This window comes from Bacillus sp. FSL K6-1145 (assembly GCF_038003425.1).
In the GTDB taxonomy this organism is placed as follows: domain Bacteria; phylum Bacillota; class Bacilli; order Bacillales; family Bacillaceae; genus Bacillus; species Bacillus pumilus.
Genome location: NZ_JBBOPC010000001.1, coordinates 1 through 18,598 on the forward strand (window position 1 = coordinate 1; position 18,598 = coordinate 18,598).

General features: G+C 43.6%; 10 protein-coding genes, 2 tRNA genes and 3 rRNA genes. 14 read left to right on the plus strand and 1 reads right to left on the minus strand.

Annotated features, from left to right (window positions below; all coding sequences use genetic code 11):
* The 12 genes from dnaA (at position 1) to rrf (ending at position 14,522) form a co-directional block, all read left to right on the plus strand.
* Complete coding sequence (gene dnaA / locus MHH41_RS00005; RefSeq protein WP_003214781.1) at positions 1 to 1,341, plus strand: chromosomal replication initiator protein DnaA; 1,341 nt, start codon at positions 1 to 3, stop codon at positions 1,339 to 1,341.
* Between the two features lie 196 nt (positions 1,342 to 1,537).
* Entirely contained in the window at positions 1,538 to 2,674 is a 1,137-nt protein-coding gene (dnaN, locus tag MHH41_RS00010) for a DNA polymerase III subunit beta (RefSeq protein WP_050944677.1), read from the plus strand.
* Between the two features lie 149 nt (positions 2,675 to 2,823).
* Entirely contained in the window at positions 2,824 to 3,039 is a 216-nt protein-coding gene (gene yaaA / locus MHH41_RS00015) for a S4 domain-containing protein YaaA (RefSeq protein WP_003215257.1), read from the plus strand.
* A 16-nt stretch (positions 3,040 to 3,055) separates the two neighbouring features.
* Positions 3,056 to 4,168: a DNA replication/repair protein RecF gene (recF, locus tag MHH41_RS00020; protein WP_003215341.1), complete on the plus strand. Its 1,113-nt coding sequence runs from the start codon at positions 3,056 to 3,058 to the stop codon at positions 4,166 to 4,168.
* Between the two features lie 17 nt (positions 4,169 to 4,185).
* Positions 4,186 to 4,431 (plus strand): extracellular matrix regulator RemB, encoded by a 246-nt coding sequence (gene remB, locus MHH41_RS00025; RefSeq protein WP_212046499.1) that lies wholly within the window; start codon positions 4,186 to 4,188, stop codon positions 4,429 to 4,431.
* Positions 4,432 to 4,488: 57 nt separating this feature from the next.
* A complete protein-coding gene (gene gyrB / locus MHH41_RS00030; RefSeq protein WP_034620352.1) occupies positions 4,489 to 6,405 on the plus strand; it encodes a DNA topoisomerase (ATP-hydrolyzing) subunit B in 1,917 nt (638 codons plus the stop codon).
* A 232-nt stretch (positions 6,406 to 6,637) separates the two neighbouring features.
* The gene (gene gyrA, locus MHH41_RS00035) at positions 6,638 to 9,139 is read left to right on the plus strand and encodes a DNA gyrase subunit A (protein ID WP_003214767.1); all 2,502 of its coding nucleotides are present in this window, start codon (positions 6,638 to 6,640) and stop codon (positions 9,137 to 9,139) included.
* Positions 9,140 to 9,505: 366 nt separating this feature from the next.
* Positions 9,506 to 11,054 (plus strand): 16S ribosomal RNA (locus MHH41_RS00040).
* 95 nt (positions 11,055 to 11,149) lie between these two features.
* Positions 11,150 to 11,226 (plus strand) — tRNA-Ile (locus MHH41_RS00045).
* A gap of 14 nt (positions 11,227 to 11,240) precedes the next feature.
* Positions 11,241 to 11,316 (plus strand) — tRNA-Ala (locus tag MHH41_RS00050).
* Between the two features lie 98 nt (positions 11,317 to 11,414).
* A 23S ribosomal RNA gene (locus MHH41_RS00055) occupies positions 11,415 to 14,345 on the plus strand.
* Between the two features lie 61 nt (positions 14,346 to 14,406).
* Positions 14,407 to 14,522, plus strand: a 5S ribosomal RNA gene (rrf, locus tag MHH41_RS00060).
* Together the 16S, 23S and 5S rRNA genes with 2 tRNA genes alongside form the textbook arrangement of a ribosomal RNA operon.
* A gap of 11 nt (positions 14,523 to 14,533) precedes the next feature.
* Here rrf and MHH41_RS00065 read toward each other — a convergent pair.
* On the minus strand, positions 14,534 to 15,502 hold the full coding sequence (locus tag MHH41_RS00065) for a YaaC family protein (RefSeq protein ID WP_050945823.1): 969 nt from the start codon (positions 15,500 to 15,502) through the stop codon (positions 14,534 to 14,536).
* A 121-nt stretch (positions 15,503 to 15,623) separates the two neighbouring features.
* Between MHH41_RS00065 and guaB the strand changes: the two genes are divergently transcribed.
* Entirely contained in the window at positions 15,624 to 17,090 is a 1,467-nt protein-coding gene (gene guaB, locus MHH41_RS00070; RefSeq protein WP_003218109.1) for an IMP dehydrogenase, read from the plus strand.
* Positions 17,091 to 17,250: 160 nt separating this feature from the next.
* Positions 17,251 to 18,576 (plus strand): D-alanyl-D-alanine carboxypeptidase family protein, encoded by a 1,326-nt coding sequence (locus tag MHH41_RS00075; protein WP_003218098.1) that lies wholly within the window; start codon positions 17,251 to 17,253, stop codon positions 18,574 to 18,576.
* Positions 18,577 to 18,598 lie beyond the last annotated feature (22 nt).

An 18,598-nucleotide genomic window follows, 5' to 3' on the forward strand; every position in this document is an offset into this window, starting at 1 on the left:
ATGGAAAATATTTTGGATCTGTGGAATAAAGCACTTCAAAAAATAGAGACAAAGTTGAGCAAGCCCAGTTTTGAGACATGGATGAAATCGACAAAAGCCCATTCTCTTCAAGGTGATACGCTTACAATTACCGCACCAAATGAATTTGCTAGAGACTGGCTGGAATCAAGATATCTTCATTTAATTGCTGATACCATCTACGAACTGACAGGTGAAGAGCTCAGTATTAAATTTATTATTCCTCAAAATCAGGATGAAGTGGAAGCTATGCCAAAGTCTCCAATTAAAAAAATGTCTAAAGAAGATCCCGTCGATATTCCACAAAATATGCTGAATCCAAAATATACATTTGATACTTTTGTTATTGGTTCAGGCAACCGATTTGCGCATGCCGCTTCACTTGCAGTTGCGGAAGCACCAGCAAAAGCATATAATCCGCTCTTTATTTATGGGGGCGTTGGTTTAGGAAAGACTCACTTGATGCATGCGATTGGTCATTATGTCATCGACCATAATCCATCAGCCAAAGTGGTCTATCTATCATCTGAAAAATTTACAAATGAATTTATCAACTCAATCCGAGACAACAAAGCTGTCGATTTCCGTAATCGCTATCGGAATGTCGATGTGCTTTTGATAGATGATATTCAATTTTTAGCAGGAAAAGAACAAACACAAGAAGAATTTTTCCATACATTCAACACACTTCACGAAGAAAGTAAGCAAATCGTCATTTCTAGTGATCGGCCGCCGAAAGAAATTCCGACACTTGAAGACAGATTACGCTCTCGATTCGAATGGGGCTTAATCACAGACATTACCCCGCCAGATTTAGAAACGCGTATTGCGATTTTACGAAAAAAGGCAAAAGCAGAGGGATTAGACATTCCGAATGAAGTCATGCTTTATATTGCCAATCAAATCGACAGCAACATTCGTGAACTGGAGGGTGCTTTGATTCGTGTCGTTGCTTATTCTTCTTTAATTAATAAAGATATCAATGCGGATCTAGCAGCTGAGGCGCTAAAGGACATCATTCCTTCATCGAAGCCAAGGATCATTACAATTAAAGATATTCAAAGAATTGTAGGGCAGCAATTTAATATTCGCTTAGAGGATTTCAAAGCGAAGAAACGTACGAAGTCAGTTGCTTATCCAAGACAAATTGCCATGTATCTCTCTAGAGAAATGACTGATTCCTCTCTGCCTAAAATAGGAGAAGAATTTGGAGGTCGTGATCATACGACTGTCATTCATGCTCATGAGAAGATTTCGAAATTAATCGTTGAAGATGAACAGCTTCAGCAGCATGTGAAAGAAATCAAAGAACAATTAAAATAACCTAGCTGATATAATAAGTACGGGAAAATGTGAATAACTAGAGCATAGTCATACACAGTCTGTCCACATGTGGATAGGCTGTCTTTCCTTTCTTATTACCGACTTATCCACATATTCACAAGCCCTACTATTACTTCTACGATTTTTATTAATAAAATATATATACATGTCATTAAGAAAATTTAGGAGGACCACTATGAAATTCACGATTCAAAAAGATCGTCTTGTCGAAAGTGTCCAAGATGTATTAAAGGCCGTATCCTCTAGAACAACGATACCTATTTTGACAGGGATAAAAATTGTTGCATCTGATGAGGGGGTTTCTCTCACAGGAAGCGACTCTGATATCTCAATTGAATCCTTTATTTCTCAAAGAGATGGAGATTTAGAAGTGATCACGATTGATCGTCCAGGGAGTATTGTGCTTCAGGCCCGCTTCTTTAGTGAAATTGTGAAGAAACTGCCAATGGCTACTGTCGAAATTGAAGTAGAACAAAATCACCTTACCATCATCCGTTCTGGTTCAGCGGAATTTAACTTAAACGGCTTAGATGCTGAGGAATATCCGCATCTTCCGCAAATTGAAGAGCATCATGCATTTCAAATTCCGACAGACCTGCTTAAAAACTTAATTCGTCAAACTGTTTTTGCAGTGTCCACCTCAGAAACACGACCTATCTTGACAGGTGTAAACTGGAGGGTAGAAAAAGGTGAATTAATATGCACAGCGACGGATAGCCACCGTCTTGCTTTAAGAAAAGCGAAGTTGGATATTGACGAGGAAAGCTCATACAATGTCGTGATTCCAGGGAAAAGTTTAACAGAGCTAAGTAGAATCCTTGATGATGGACAAGATCTTGTGAGCATCGTAATTACAGAAACTCAAGTTCTCTTTAAAGCACAAAACGTGTTGTTCTTCTCAAGATTGCTGGATGGTAATTATCCAGATACAGCTCGCCTGATCCCGCAGGAAAGTAAAACGGATGTCGTGGTCAACACGAAGGAATTCCTTCAAGCCATTGATCGTGCATCACTTTTGGCAAGAGAAGGACGCAATAACGTCGTAAAGCTGTCAGCTGATCCTGAACAAAGCCTTGAGATTTCTTCTAATTCACCTGAGATCGGTAAAGTAGTCGAAACGGTTCAAGCAGATGACATTAAAGGGGAGGACCTTAAAATCTCCTTCAGTCCAAAATATATGCTGGATGCGTTAAAAGTATTAGAGGGAACTGAAATTCATGTAAGTTTTACTGGTGCCATGAGACCTTTCCTGTTGCGCACGCCAAATGATGATTCAATCTTGCAGTTGATTCTTCCAGTCAGAACATATTAATTCAACTAAAATAGCTGCTGTGAGAGTGCACAGCAGCTTTTCTTCTCGTTTACCATGCTTTCTTTCATCCCAGTTCGCTTTCCCCCTTTCCTTCTTGTCTTGTTTTTTAGTACAATTAGATATTAGTGATATTGAAAGAGGTCGATACAATGCCTAATCTTATAACCATTGAGAAAGAAATGATTACATTAGGGCAGTTTTTGAAATTAGCCGAAGTCATCCAATCTGGCGGAATGGCGAAATGGTTTTTAAGTGAACATGAGGTGTTCATTAATCAAGAGCCAGATAATAGACGGGGACGCAAACTATACCCAGGAGATGTTGTCGAGATAGAAGGTTATGGCACATTTCAAGTTGTGAATTAGAAACGGGTGACAATACATGTACATTCAAAGTCTGGCGTTAACTTCATACCGAAACTATGAACACACCGAGCTTCAATTCGACAACAAGGTGAATGTCATGATCGGTGAGAATGCCCAAGGTAAAACGAACTTGATGGAAGCGATCTATGTATTGTCGATGGCAAAGTCGCATCGTACGTCAAATGATAAAGAACTTATCCGATGGGACCAAGACTATGCTAAAATAGAAGGTAGAGTCATCAAAAAAAATGGTCCACTCCCAATGCAGCTAGTGATCTCAAAAAAAGGGAAAAAGGGCAAGGTCAATCACATTGAACAACAGAAGCTCAGTCATTATGTTGGGGCGTTAAACACCATCATGTTTGCACCAGAGGACTTAAGTCTTGTGAAGGGCAGCCCGCAAATCCGCAGAAGATTTCTCGATATGGAGATTGGACAAGTTTCTGCTGTCTACTTGCATGATTTATCGCTCTATCAAAAAATTCTCTCTCAGCGGAATCATTACTTGAAACAATTGCAGACAAGAAAGCAAAAGGATCAAGCGATGCTGGAGGTTTTAACAGAGCAGTTGATTGATGCGGCAGCGAAAGTTGTCAAAAGACGACTGACTTTTACGAAACAGCTCGAGAAATGGGCGCAGCCGTTGCATTTTGGCATTTCTAGAGAGCTAGAAACACTCACGCTCCAATACCACACGGCGATAGAGGTATCAGAAGCGTCAGACTTGTCGAAAATAAAGAATAGCTATGAAGAATCGTTTCAGAAACTAAGAGACAGAGAAATAGACCGAGGAGTGACGCTGTGGGGACCTCACAGAGATGACCTTCTTTTCTTTGTGAATGGTCGGGATGTTCAGACATATGGCTCTCAAGGGCAGCAAAGAACAACAGCTCTTTCACTAAAGCTGGCAGAAATCGACTTGATACACGAAGAGATTGGAGAATATCCCATTCTTCTACTCGATGATGTTTTATCTGAACTTGATGATTACAGACAGTCTCATTTGCTCCATACCATTCAGGGACGTGTACAGACCTTCGTCACCACAACAAGTGTTGAAGGCATCGATCACGCCACCTTGAAAGAAGCGGAAATTTTCAGAGTAGCCAGTGGAAAAGTAATTGACTGATAAATGAGGTGTGGGTCTTGTATATTCATTTAGGTGATGATTGTGTTGTTTCTACACGAGAGATTGTCGCAATTGTTGATTACAAAATGAGGTCGTCTTCTGTTGTGGAAGAGTTTCTCCTAAAACACGAAAGACAAATCATTTCGTTATCACAAGGGACACCCAAATCCATCGTCGTCACAACTAAATCTGTTTATTACTCTCCTCTTTCCTCAAGCACGCTCAAAAAACGTGCTTCATTTGTGATTGAAATTGAAGTCTAAAAGCTCAATTCATATAAATATATCGTTTAAGAAAAGTGTAGGTGAATGTACGTGGCAATGGAACAGCAACATAATAGTTATGATGAAAATCAGATACAGGTGCTTGAAGGACTAGAAGCTGTTAGAAAACGTCCAGGAATGTACATTGGGTCAACCAGTGCAAAAGGACTTCACCATCTTGTATGGGAAATTGTCGACAACAGTATTGATGAGGCTTTAGCTGGATATTGCACAGATATTACGGTGCAAATTGAAAAGGATAATAGCATTACAGTGAAAGATAATGGCCGCGGAATTCCTGTTGGGATTCATGAGAAAATGGGACGTCCTGCTGTAGAGGTTATTATGACTGTTCTTCACGCTGGCGGTAAATTTGACGGCAGCGGTTATAAAGTATCTGGCGGTCTGCATGGCGTAGGGGCATCTGTTGTTAATGCGTTATCTACGACCTTAGACGTGACCGTATATCGTGATGGGAAAATTCATTATCAACAATTCAAACGTGGTGTTCCAGTTGGAGATTTAGAGATCATTGGTGAAACAGATGTTACAGGGACAACCACTCATTTTGTGCCAGATACAGAAATTTTTACTGAAACCATTGAATTTGATTACGACACACTTGCCAACCGTGTACGTGAGTTAGCTTTCTTAACAAAAGGTGTCAACATCGTTATTGAAGATTTACGCGAGGGGAAAGAACGACGAAATGAATACTGCTATGAAGGCGGTATTAAGAGCTATGTAGAACATTTAAATCGCTCAAAAGAAGTCGTTCATGAAGAACCCGTTTACATCGAAGGTGAAAAAGATGGAATCACGGTTGAAGTGGCATTACAATATAACGATTCCTATACAAGCAACATCTATTCCTTCGCCAACAATATCAACACGTATGAAGGCGGAACACACGAAGCAGGCTTTAAAACAGGTCTGACGCGTGTCATCAATGATTATGCTCGTAAAAATGGCGTATTCAAAGATGGAGACTCGAATTTGAGCGGTGAAGATGTGCGAGAGGGCTTAACAGCCATTATCTCCATCAAACATCCAGATCCTCAATTCGAAGGACAAACGAAGACAAAGCTCGGTAACTCAGAAGCAAGAACCATTACCGACTCCCTTTTCTCTGAAGCACTTGAGAAATTCCTCTTAGAGAACCCTGATGCTGCAAAGAAAATTGTGGAGAAAGGCGTGATGGCAGCTCGTGCAAGAATGGCTGCCAAAAAGGCACGTGAGCTGACAAGACGTAAAAGTGCACTGGAAGTCTCCAGCTTACCGGGGAAACTGGCGGATTGTTCTTCTAAAGACCCTTCCATCTCTGAACTTTATATCGTAGAGGGAGATTCTGCGGGTGGATCTGCTAAGCAAGGTCGTGATCGTCACTTCCAAGCAATCTTACCGTTAAGAGGGAAGATCCTAAACGTTGAAAAAGCGCGACTAGATAAAATTCTATCGAACAACGAGGTTCGTTCAATGATTACAGCGTTAGGGACTGGAATCGGAGAAGACTTTAATTTAGAGAAAGCTCGCTATCACAAAGTTGTGATCATGACGGATGCGGATGTCGATGGAGCGCACATTCGAACGCTGCTTTTAACATTCTTCTATCGCTACATGCGTGAAATCATTGAAAACGGTTATGTGTATATTGCGCAGCCACCTTTATTTAAAGTGCAGCAAGGTAAACGTGTTGAGTATGTGTATAACGATAAACAGCTAGATGAGCTGCTAAAGACATTGCCTCAAACACCAAAACCTGGACTTCAGCGCTATAAAGGTCTTGGAGAAATGAACGCAACTCAGCTTTGGGAAACAACAATGGACCCTGATGCGAGAACACTTCTTCAAGTCACACTTGAGGATGCGATCGATGCTGATGAGACATTTGAAATGCTCATGGGAGATAAAGTAGAGCCGAGAAGAAACTTTATCGAAGAAAATGCGCAATACGTGAAAAACCTCGATATTTAGATAGATCCCTACTGAGAACAACCTTATTTCTTGTTTGGAATAAGGTTGTTTTTCAAGAAATAGGGGCGTGTAACCAATGTCCTGTTTTTCCGTGTTTTCGCTGATTTTCTAGTAAATAAATGTGTATAAAGACGAGATTATTGATATAATGGAGAATAGTCTTGTGAAGATAAATACATATTTTACTCCCACATAATTTATTTCATGTGATACGTAAAGGGAGGTTCTTATAGTGAGTGAACAACATACACCAAATGTACGCGAAGTGAATATTAGTCAGGAAATGCGTACGTCTTTTTTAGATTATGCAATGAGTGTGATTGTGTCGCGTGCATTACCAGATGTGCGTGACGGATTAAAGCCCGTGCATCGAAGAATTTTGTATGCGATGAATGACCTAGGTATGACAAGTGATAAACCATTTAAGAAATCTGCACGTATCGTCGGGGAAGTTATCGGTAAGTATCACCCTCATGGTGACAGTGCTGTATACGAAGCGATGGTTCGTATGGCGCAAGACTTCAACTATCGTTATATGTTAGTAGATGGTCATGGAAACTTTGGTTCAGTCGATGGAGACGGAGCAGCGGCGATGCGTTACACCGAGGCACGTCTATCGAAGATTTCTATGGAAATCCTCCGTGATATCACTAAGGATACCATTGATTATCAGGATAACTATGACGGCAGTGAAAGAGAGCCAATGGTGATGCCTGCAAGGTTCCCGAACTTATTGGTAAACGGAGCGACAGGAATTGCTGTAGGAATGGCGACCAATATTCCGCCACACCAATTAGGTGAAGTGATTGATGGAGTATTGGCTATCAGTCAAAACCCTGAAATGACCACACAGGAACTTATGGACATCATCCCAGGCCCAGATTTCCCAACAGCAGGTCAAATCATTGGCCGAAGTGGTATTCGGAAGGCGTATGAGACAGGGCGCGGCTCTATTACATTAAGAGCAAAATCGGATATTGAGGAAACATCTAGTGGTAAACAGCGCATTGTTATCAATGAGATCCCTTACCAAGTCAACAAAGCCCGTTTAATTGAAAAAATTGCTGATCTTGTGCGTGATAAAAAGATTGATGGCATTACAGACTTGCGTGATGAATCAGATCGTAATGGTATGCGTATTGTCATTGAACTGCGTAGAGATGCAAACGTTCATGTTCTATTAAACAATCTTTATAAACAAACGACACTTCAAACGTCTTTTGGTATCAACTTATTAGCACTTGTTGATGGACAGCCGAAAGTCTTGTCCCTCAAACAATGTCTTGAGTATTATCTAGAGCATCAAAAAGTGATCATTCGCAGAAGAACAGCGTATGAGCTGCGTAAAGCAGAAGCAAGAGCACACATTTTAGAAGGTCTGAGAATTGCACTTGATCACTTAGATGAAGTCATTGCTTTAATTAGAGGCTCTCAAACTGCGGAAATTGCGAGAAATGGTTTGATGGAGAACTATAGCTTGTCTGAAAAACAGGCACAGGCCATTCTTGATATGCGACTTCAGCGTTTGACTGGTCTAGAACGAGAAAAGATAGAAGATGAATATAAAGGACTTGTTGATTTGATTGCTGAATTAAAAGCCATTTTAGCAGACAATGAGAAAGTACTTGAAATCATTAGAGAAGAATTAATAGAAATTAAAGAACGCTTCAATGATACGCGCCGTACTGAAATTGTGACAGCGGGTATTGAAACAATTGAAGACGAAGATTTGATTCCTGTTGAGAACATCGTGATTACGCTGACGCATAATGGTTATATCAAGCGTCTCCCTGCATCAACATACCGCAGTCAAAAAAGAGGCGGTAAAGGTGTCCAAGGAATGGGAACCAACGAAGATGATTTCGTTGAACAGTTGATTTCAACATCGACCCACGATACGATTCTTTTCTTCTCTAATAAAGGGAAGGTTTATCGTGCGAAAGGGTATGAGATTCCTGAATTCGGACGGACAGCGAAAGGGATTCCGATCATTAACCTTCTTGAAGTAGAAAAGGGAGAATGGATTAACGCCATTATTCCTGTAAGCGAATTTGATGAAAATTCGTATCTCTTCTTTACAACAAGACATGGTGTATCCAAACGGACGACATTGTCCCAGTTCGCTAACATTCGAAACAACGGTCTTATTGCACTTAGCCTTCGTGACGAAGATGAACTGATGGCCGTTCGTTTAACCAATGGAGAAAAACAAATCATCATTGGGACGAAAAAGGGGATGCTGATTCGTTTCGCCGAGACAGATGTTCGTGAAATGGGACGTACGGCAGCTGGGGTCAAAGGGATTACACTTTCTGAGGATGACATCGTCGTTGGAATGGAAATCCTTGAGCCAGATGCAAACGTATTGATCGTAACCGAAAGAGGTTATGGTAAATTAACGCCTGAAAAAGAATATCGTGTTCAAACTCGAGGCGGTAAAGGTCTTAAAACATGCAAGATCACTGACAACAATGGTCCGCTTGTCACAGTGAAGGCGACCAATGCTGAAGCTGAAGAAGACTTGATGATTATTACAGGGAGCGGTGTCATCATTCGTATGGCCGTTTCAGACATTTCGACAACAGGCCGTGTCACTCAAGGTGTCCGCCTAATCCGTCTTGGTGATGAGGAACATGTCGCAACAGTGGCATTAGTTGAACAATCACAAGAAGACGATGAAGATAATGAAGAGAACGTAGAGAATATAGAGTCAGATCAAGAGCAATCTGAGTAAAAATAAAGCCGGTTTTTCACCGGCTTTATTTTTTTTGAAAAAACATCACTTTTTTTGAAATTTATAATGCTTTTTTCATAGATATGTGTTAATCTTTCAAAGGAGCAAAAAGAGGCTCTATTTTTTATCTCATTCCCCAGTAAAAACTTCTTAGAAAAACAAAATGTTTTTTAAGAAAAATGTTGACTGTTGATAGAGATATATGATATATTTAAGTGGTCGCTTTAAGAGAGTGACACACAAGTTCTTTGAAAACTAAACAAGACAAAACGTACCTGTTAATTCGAGTTTTTATAAAAAAATCCTATGTTATATCATAGGTAGTCAGTCAAACGCTGACGAAAAACAAAACTTCGGTTTTGTACTTTTTCGGAGAGTTTGATCCTGGCTCAGGACGAACGCTGGCGGCGTGCCTAATACATGCAAGTCGAGCGGACAGAAGGGAGCTTGCTCCCGGATGTTAGCGGCGGACGGGTGAGTAACACGTGGGTAACCTGCCTGTAAGACTGGGATAACTCCGGGAAACCGGAGCTAATACCGGATAGTTCCTTGAACCGCATGGTTCAAGGATGAAAGACGGTTTCGGCTGTCACTTACAGATGGACCCGCGGCGCATTAGCTAGTTGGTGGGGTAATGGCTCACCAAGGCGACGATGCGTAGCCGACCTGAGAGGGTGATCGGCCACACTGGGACTGAGACACGGCCCAGACTCCTACGGGAGGCAGCAGTAGGGAATCTTCCGCAATGGACGAAAGTCTGACGGAGCAACGCCGCGTGAGTGATGAAGGTTTTCGGATCGTAAAGCTCTGTTGTTAGGGAAGAACAAGTGCGAGAGTAACTGCTCGCACCTTGACGGTACCTAACCAGAAAGCCACGGCTAACTACGTGCCAGCAGCCGCGGTAATACGTAGGTGGCAAGCGTTGTCCGGAATTATTGGGCGTAAAGGGCTCGCAGGCGGTTTCTTAAGTCTGATGTGAAAGCCCCCGGCTCAACCGGGGAGGGTCATTGGAAACTGGGAAACTTGAGTGCAGAAGAGGAGAGTGGAATTCCACGTGTAGCGGTGAAATGCGTAGAGATGTGGAGGAACACCAGTGGCGAAGGCGACTCTCTGGTCTGTAACTGACGCTGAGGAGCGAAAGCGTGGGGAGCGAACAGGATTAGATACCCTGGTAGTCCACGCCGTAAACGATGAGTGCTAAGTGTTAGGGGGTTTCCGCCCCTTAGTGCTGCAGCTAACGCATTAAGCACTCCGCCTGGGGAGTACGGTCGCAAGACTGAAACTCAAAGGAATTGACGGGGGCCCGCACAAGCGGTGGAGCATGTGGTTTAATTCGAAGCAACGCGAAGAACCTTACCAGGTCTTGACATCCTCTGACAACCCTAGAGATAGGGCTTTCCCTTCGGGGACAGAGTGACAGGTGGTGCATGGTTGTCGTCAGCTCGTGTCGTGAGATGTTGGGTTAAGTCCCGCAACGAGCGCAACCCTTGATCTTAGTTGCCAGCATTTAGTTGGGCACTCTAAGGTGACTGCCGGTGACAAACCGGAGGAAGGTGGGGATGACGTCAAATCATCATGCCCCTTATGACCTGGGCTACACACGTGCTACAATGGACAGAACAAAGGGCTGCGAGACCGCAAGGTTTAGCCAATCCCATAAATCTGTTCTCAGTTCGGATCGCAGTCTGCAACTCGACTGCGTGAAGCTGGAATCGCTAGTAATCGCGGATCAGCATGCCGCGGTGAATACGTTCCCGGGCCTTGTACACACCGCCCGTCACACCACGAGAGTTTGCAACACCCGAAGTCGGTGAGGTAACCTTTATGGAGCCAGCCGCCGAAGGTGGGGCAGATGATTGGGGTGAAGTCGTAACAAGGTAGCCGTATCGGAAGGTGCGGCTGGATCACCTCCTTTCTAAGGATATATGGAGCAGTGTGCGTTTTCGTCTTGTTTAGTTTTGAAGGAACTTGCAAAAGATCCTACAACATCATATCTTCGATATGAAAGATGGGCCTGTAGCTCAGCTGGTTAGAGCGCACGCCTGATAAGCGTGAGGTCGGTGGTTCGAGTCCACTCAGGCCCACCATCTTCTATTAAATCGGGGCCTTAGCTCAGCTGGGAGAGCGCCTGCCTTGCACGCAGGAGGTCAGCGGTTCGATCCCGCTAGGCTCCACCAACGTGTTCTTTGAAAACTAGATAACAATAAGTAATACATTCACATTGAATGCAATGCAAAGTTCATCACACATAGTGATTCTTTCTAAAGTAAGAAATGGTTAAGTTAGAAAGGGCGCACGGTGGATGCCTTGGCACTAGGAGCCGATGAAGGACGGGACGAACACCGATATGCTTCGGGGAGCTGTAAGCAAGCTTTGATCCGGAGATTTCCGAATGGGGAAACCCACTGCTCGTAATGGAGTAGTATCCATACTTGAATACATAGAGTATGAGAAGGCATACCCGGGGAACTGAAACATCTAAGTACCCGGAGGAAGAGAAAGCAAATGCGATTCCCTGAGTAGCGGCGAGCGAAACGGGAACAGCCCAAACCAAGAGGCTTGCCTCTTGGGGTTGTAGGACACTCTATACGGAGTTACAAAGGAACGATATAAGCGAAGAGGTCTGGAAAGGCCCGCCAAAGAAGGTAACAGCCCTGTAACTGAAATGTTGTTCTCTCCAGAGTGGATCCTGAGTACGGCGGAACACGTGAAATTCCGTCGGAATCCGGGAGGACCATCTCCCAAGGCTAAATACTCCCTAGTGACCGATAGTGAACCAGTACCGTGAGGGAAAGGTGAAAAGCACCCCGGAAGGGGAGTGAAATAGATCCTGAAACCGTGTGCCTACAAGTAGTCAGAGCCCGTTAAAGGGTGATGGCGTGCCTTTTGTAGAATGAACCGGCGAGTTACGATCCCGTGCAAGGTTAAGCAGAAGATGCGGAGCCGCAGCGAAAGCGAGTCTGAATAGGGCGCATGAGTACGTGGTCGTAGACCCGAAACCAGGTGATCTACCCATGTCCAGGGTGAAGTTCAGGTAACACTGAATGGAGGCCCGAACCCACGCACGTTGAAAAGTGCGGGGATGAGGTGTGGGTAGGGGTGAAATGCCAATCGAACCTGGAGATAGCTGGTTCTCTCCGAAATAGCTTTAGGGCTAGCCTCAAGGTAAGAGTCTCGGAGGTAGAGCACTGATTGGACTAGGGGCCCCTACCGGGTTACCGAATTCAGTCAAACTCCGAATGCCGATGACTTATCCTTGGGAGTCAGACTGCGAGTGATAAGATCCGTAGTCGAAAGGGAAACAGCCCAGACCGCCAGCTAAGGTCCCAAAGTATACGTTAAGTGGAAAAGGATGTGGAGTTGCTTAGACAACCAGGATGTTGGCTTAGAAGCAGCCACCATTTAAAGAGTGCGTAATAGCTCACTGGTCGAGTGACTCTGCGCCGAAAATGTACCGGGGCTAAACGTATCACCGAAGCTGCGGACTGTTCTTACGAACAGTGGTAGGAGAGCGTTCTAAGTGCTGTGAAGTCAGACCGGAAGGACTGGTGGAGCGCTTAGAAGTGAGAATGCCGGTATGAGTAGCGAAAGACGGGTGAGAATCCCGTCCACCGAATGCCTAAGGTTTCCTGAGGAAGGCTCGTCCGCTCAGGGTTAGTCGGGACCTAAGCCGAGGCCGAAAGGCGTAGGCGATGGACAACAGGTTGATATTCCTGTACCACCTCCTCACCATTTGAGCAATGGGGGGACGCAGGAGGATAGGGTAAGCGCGGTATTGGATATCCGCGTCCAAGCAGTTAGGCTGGGAAATAGGCAAATCCGTTTCCCATAAAGGCTGAGCTGTGATGGCGAGCGAAATTTAGTAGCGAAGTTCCTGATTCCACACTGCCAAGAAAAGCCTCTAGCGAGGTGAGAGGTGCCCGTACCGCAAACCGACACAGGTAGGCGAGGAGAGAATCCTAAGGTGATCGAGAGAACTCTCGTTAAGGAACTCGGCAAAATGACCCCGTAACTTCGGGAGAAGGGGTGCTTCTTAGGGTGTTAAAGCCCCGAGAAGCCGCAGTGAATAGGCCCAGGCGACTGTTTAGCAAAAACACAGGTCTCTGCGAAGCCGTAAGGCGAAGTATAGGGGCTGACGCCTGCCCGGTGCTGGAAGGTTAAGAGGAGCGCTTAGCGTAAGCGAAGGTGCGAATTGAAGCCCCAGTAAACGGCGGCCGTAACTATAACGGTCCTAAGGTAGCGAAATTCCTTGTCGGGTAAGTTCCGACCCGCACGAAAGGCGCAACGATCTGGGCACTGTCTCAACGAGAGACTCGGTGAAATTATAGTACCTGTGAAGATGCAGGTTACCCGCGACAGGACGGAAAGACCCCGTGGAGCTTTACTGCAGCCTGATATTGAATGTTGGTACAGCTTGTACAGGATAGGTAGGAGCCTTGGAAACCGGAGCGCTAGCTTCGGTGGAGGCATCGGTGGGATACTACCCTGGCTGTATTGACCTTCTAACCCGCTGCCCTTATCGGGCAGGGAGACAGTGTCAGGTGGGCAGTTTGACTGGGGCGGTCGCCTCCTAAAATGTAACGGAGGCGCCCAAAGGTTCCCTCAGAATGGTTGGAAATCATTCGCAGAGTGTAAAGGCACAAGGGAGCTTGACTGCGAGACCTACAAGTCGAGCAGGGACGAAAGTCGGGCTTAGTGATCCGGTGGTTCCGCATGGAAGGGCCATCGCTCAACGGATAAAAGCTACCCCGGGGATAACAGGCTTATCTCCCCCAAGAGTCCACATCGACGGGGAGGTTTGGCACCTCGATGTCGGCTCATCGCATCCTGGGGCTGTAGTCGGTCCCAAGGGTTGGGCTGTTCGCCCATTAAAGCGGTACGCGAGCTGGGTTCAGAACGTCGTGAGACAGTTCGGTCCCTATCCGTCGCGGGCGCAGGAAATTTGAGAGGAGCTGTCCTTAGTACGAGAGGACCGGGATGGACGCACCGCTGGTGTACCAGTTGTTCTGCCAAGGGCATCGCTGGGTAGCTATGTGCGGACGGGATAAGTGCTGAAAGCATCTAAGCATGAAGCCCCCCTCAAGATGAGATTTCCCATTCCGCAAGGAAGTAAGATCCCTGAAAGATGATCAGGTTGATAGGTCTGAGGTGGAAGCGTGGTGACACGTGGAGCTGACAGATACTAATAGATCGAGGACTTAACCTATATTCTAATGTGAAGTTTGAACATTGTTATCTAGTTTTGAGAGAACATTCTCTCCATCAGGTTTGGTGGCGATAGCGAAGAGGTCACACCCGTTCCCATACCGAACACGGAAGTTAAGCTCTTCAGCGCCGATGGTAGTTGGGGGTCTCCCCCTGTGAGAGTAGGACGCCGCCAAGCTTTTCTAAGGATCAGTTCCATACGGAACTGGTCTTTTTTGTTTTTTCTTCTAATAGCATCATGATATAAGCTGGGAACTTCTCTTCGGCAATCTCCATGTAGCGTTCAATCATGACGTAATCATCGCTAATGTATTGAGACAGCAGCTCGTACCACCATTCAGTTTCGTAGCGGGCAATCATACTGAGGTTATACATTAATAAGTAATGACTGATGATCTCAGGAATCCCTAAAAAGGAATCACGCGTTGACGGAATATACCATTGATCCATTTCTAAATCATAATGAAGATGAGTAGCCAGCGCTGGGTTTTCTTCTAGAGATACATCAAACGTCAGCTTTTTCGCTTCTCTCTGTCTGAGTTTCCAACTTGTATGAAACTCAAAGTATTCAATAAAGCGTTCAGCAGACATGTTATAAAGCAATGGAATATGATCTTGAATCATCATCCCATTGGCCTTTTCCACTTTAACTAATGCTGAGGGCTGTTTTTGAAAATCTAGAATATGACTCATTTCCGGTATCTTTGAAAGGAGATGAATCATCGTAAATCGCTCATCTTCAATTCCATTTAAATGAAATAGATGCTTTAACACATGCATGCATAGTCCATTTCGTTGAATTTTCACCTCATCTTCACTAAAACGGTAGTGCTGCTTCTTTCTCTTTCTCGATGTTACACCATGGGCCAAAACAGAGGTTTGAGAAGGATAGTGAGGATCAACTGTCAGTAAACAGGCCTTTAGTAACTGAGCCATTCCATAAAACAATAAAATGGGCTTCAGTTCGAGTGGAGCGATAGCTGCCTGTTCATAGAACGTATGGCCATGCTTTAAAAAATAAATAAACCGTTCACAGTTTTTATAGGCTTGCTGGTTTGCATCTTGAATGTTCCGTTTCTCATATTGTTGATATAGAAACTTTTGGGAAGTTTCGAGTGAGTAAAAACGTTTTAAATCCTTCCATCCTGAACTTTTCATCTTCTTCCTCAACTCTCTTTATATTTTCTAAAAATTGCAACTGTTTGTTGCTTCCTTGACATGCTGTTTGCTAGTTGATAATCTACATATAATATTTTGCCGAAAAGAGGGGGATTTACTAATGTGGGAAAGTAAATTTTCAAAAGAAGGTTTGACGTTTGACGATGTTTTGCTTGTTCCAGCTAAGTCTGAAGTACTTCCGCGAGATGTCGATTTATCAGTTGAGTTAACAAGCACATTAAAACTAAACATTCCAATTATCAGTGCAGGAATGGACACGGTGACTGAATCACAAATGGCGATTGCAATGGCACGTCAAGGTGGTCTTGGTATCATTCATAAGAACATGTCTATTGAGCAGCAAGCAGAGCAAGTGGATAAAGTAAAACGTTCAGAGCGCGGCGTTATTACAAATCCATTCTTCTTAACACCTGAGCATCAAGTGTTTGATGCAGAGCACCTAATGGGTAAGTACCGTATTTCAGGTGTACCGATTGTAAATAACATAGAAGATCAAAAGCTTGTCGGTATTATTACGAACCGTGACCTTCGATTTATTTCGGATTATTCAATGAAGATTAGCGATGTGATGACAAAAGAGGAACTTGTGACAGCTTCTGTCGGTACGACGTTAGAAGAAGCTGAAAAAATCCTACAGCAATACAAAATTGAAAAATTACCTCTTTTAGATGACGAAGGAACGTTAAAAGGTCTCATCACCATCAAAGATATTGAAAAAGTGATCGAATTCCCTAACTCCTCTAAAGATGCACATGGTCGTTTAATTGTTGGTGCCGCTGTTGGTGTCACTGGCGATACAATGACTCGTGTAAGAAAATTAGTCGAAGCCAATGTGGATGTCGTTGTCATTGATACGGCACATGGTCATTCACAAGGTGTTCTAAACACTGTATCGAAAATCCGCGAAACATATCCTTCTCTTAATATCATTGCTGGTAATGTTGCAACAGCCGAAGCAACTAAAGCATTGTTTGAAGCAGGAGCCGATATTGTGAAAGTCGGTATCGGACCAGGATCTATTTGTACAACACGTGTTGTTGCAGGCGTTGGTGTACCACAAATCACAGCGATCTATGACTGTGCAACAGAAGCAAGAAAACATGGTAAAGCTATTATTGCAGATGGTGGAATTAAATATTCAGGTGATATCGTAAAAGCTCTAGCATCTGGTGGACATGCTGTAATGCTTGGAAGCCTTCTAGCTGGTACATCTGAAAGCCCAGGAGACACAGAAATTTTCCAAGGTAGACGCTTCAAAGTTTATCGCGGTATGGGTTCAGTCGCTGCAATGGAAAAAGGAAGTAAAGATCGTTACTTCCAAGAAGATAATAAAAAATTCGTTCCAGAAGGTATTGAAGGCCGTACACCATACAAAGGACCAGTCGTTGATACAGTGTATCAACTCGTTGGCGGTATCCGTTCTGGTATGGGCTATTGTGGAACACAGGACTTACGCTCTCTTAGAGAAGATGCACAGTTCATTCGCATGACTGGTGCAGGACTTCGTGAGAGTCATCCACATGATGTACAAATTACAAAAGAATCACCAAACTACACAATTTCTTGATAAATTGTGACAGTTAAATTACATTTGACAGGGTCTATGACTCTGTCTATTTTTTTTGTCTTTATTGTGATAAAATTTATACTGTTGTGTTGAAATAAGCCCTTGTGGATTAAATATATATGAAATATGTCGAAAAAAGATGATAACGGAGGTATGACGATTGAACAGCAAGATATTGAAACAGCTTATGGTCTCTATCCTTGCACTGGCATTGATTGTGACAGCATTTACACCAATGTCCAAAGCAAAAGCAGCTGAAGATCCATTCAATGTGAATGCGAAAGCAGCGATCCTAATTGAAGCTTCTACAGGTAAGATCCTTTATAGTAAAAACGCAGAACAAAGACTACCTATTGCAAGTATGGCAAAGATGATGACAGAGTATCTTTTACTAGAAGCGATTGCTGAAGGCAAAGTGAAATGGGATCAAACGTATACGCCAGATGATTATGTATACGAAATTTCTCAGGACCGCAGTTTATCAAACGTTCCTTTGAGAAAAGATGGCTCGTATACAGTGAAAGAACTTTATCAAGCAACGGCTATTTATTCGGCAAATGCAGCAGCAATTGGCTTAGCAGAAGTGATTGCTGGATCAGAATCGAAGTTCGTTGAAAAAATGAACGCAAAAGCGAAAGAATTAGGTTTAACAAACTACAAATTCGTGAATGCAACTGGACTAGAAAATAAAGACTTACATGGCAAACAGCCAAAAGGTACAGGTCCTGATGAAGAAAGTGAAGTATCTGCGAAAGATATGGCATTGCTTGCACAGCATCTCATCAAAGACCACCCAGAAATTCTTGAAACATCAAGTATTGCGAAAACAAAGTTCAGAGAAGGCACAGACGATGAAATGGACATGCCTAACTGGAACTTCATGCTTAAAGGACTTGTGAAGGAATACAAAGGTGTAGACGGTCTGAAAACAGGTTCTACAGATTCAGCTGGTTCTAGCTTCACAGGTACCGCTAAGCAAGGTGACATGCGTGTCATCGCAGTGATCTTGAATGCAAAAGGTAATCTTCATACAGCACGTTTTGACGTGGCGAAAAAACTGTTCGATTATGCGTTTAAAAACTTCACGATGAAAGAAATGTACAAAAAAGGTCAACAGATCAAAGGACATGAAAACATCGAAGTCGACAAAGGCAAAGACAAAGAAGTACCTGTCGTTACGAAAGAAGCTTTCTCTGTGCCGGTAAAAAATGGCGACGAAAAGAGCTTTAAAGCAAAAGTAAATATCGAGAAAACAAAACTCGAAGCTCCTATTAAAAAAGGAACGAAGGTAGGCATGCTGACGACTTCTTATTCTGGTGATGAGAAGGACTACGGCTATTTGAATAAAGATCAATCAGGTGTTGAGCTTATAACCAAAACAGGCGATGAAAAAGCAAACTGGTTCATCCTTGCAATGCGTGGTGTAGGTGGATTCTTCGCTGGCATTTGGGGCGGAATCGTTGACACAGTAAAAGGTTGGTTCTAATAAAAAACTGCTCTCTATGCAT

Excerpts from the sequence above, each read along its gene's own strand:
- guaB (WP_003218109.1), top strand. The coding sequence starts at position 15,624 with ATGTGGGAAAGTAAATTTTCAAAAGAAGGTTTGACGTTTGACGATGTT.
- yaaA (WP_003215257.1), top strand. The coding sequence starts at position 2,824 with ATGCCTAATCTTATAACCATTGAGAAAGAAATGATTACATTAGGGCAG.
- MHH41_RS00065 (WP_050945823.1), bottom strand. The coding sequence starts at position 15,502 with ATGAAAAGTTCAGGATGGAAGGATTTAAAACGTTTTTACTCACTCGAA.
- dnaN (WP_050944677.1), top strand. The coding sequence starts at position 1,538 with ATGAAATTCACGATTCAAAAAGATCGTCTTGTCGAAAGTGTCCAAGAT.
- recF (WP_003215341.1), top strand. The coding sequence starts at position 3,056 with ATGTACATTCAAAGTCTGGCGTTAACTTCATACCGAAACTATGAACAC.
- dnaA (WP_003214781.1), top strand. The coding sequence starts at position 1 with ATGGAAAATATTTTGGATCTGTGGAATAAAGCACTTCAAAAAATAGAG.
- gyrB (WP_034620352.1), top strand. The coding sequence starts at position 4,489 with ATGGAACAGCAACATAATAGTTATGATGAAAATCAGATACAGGTGCTT.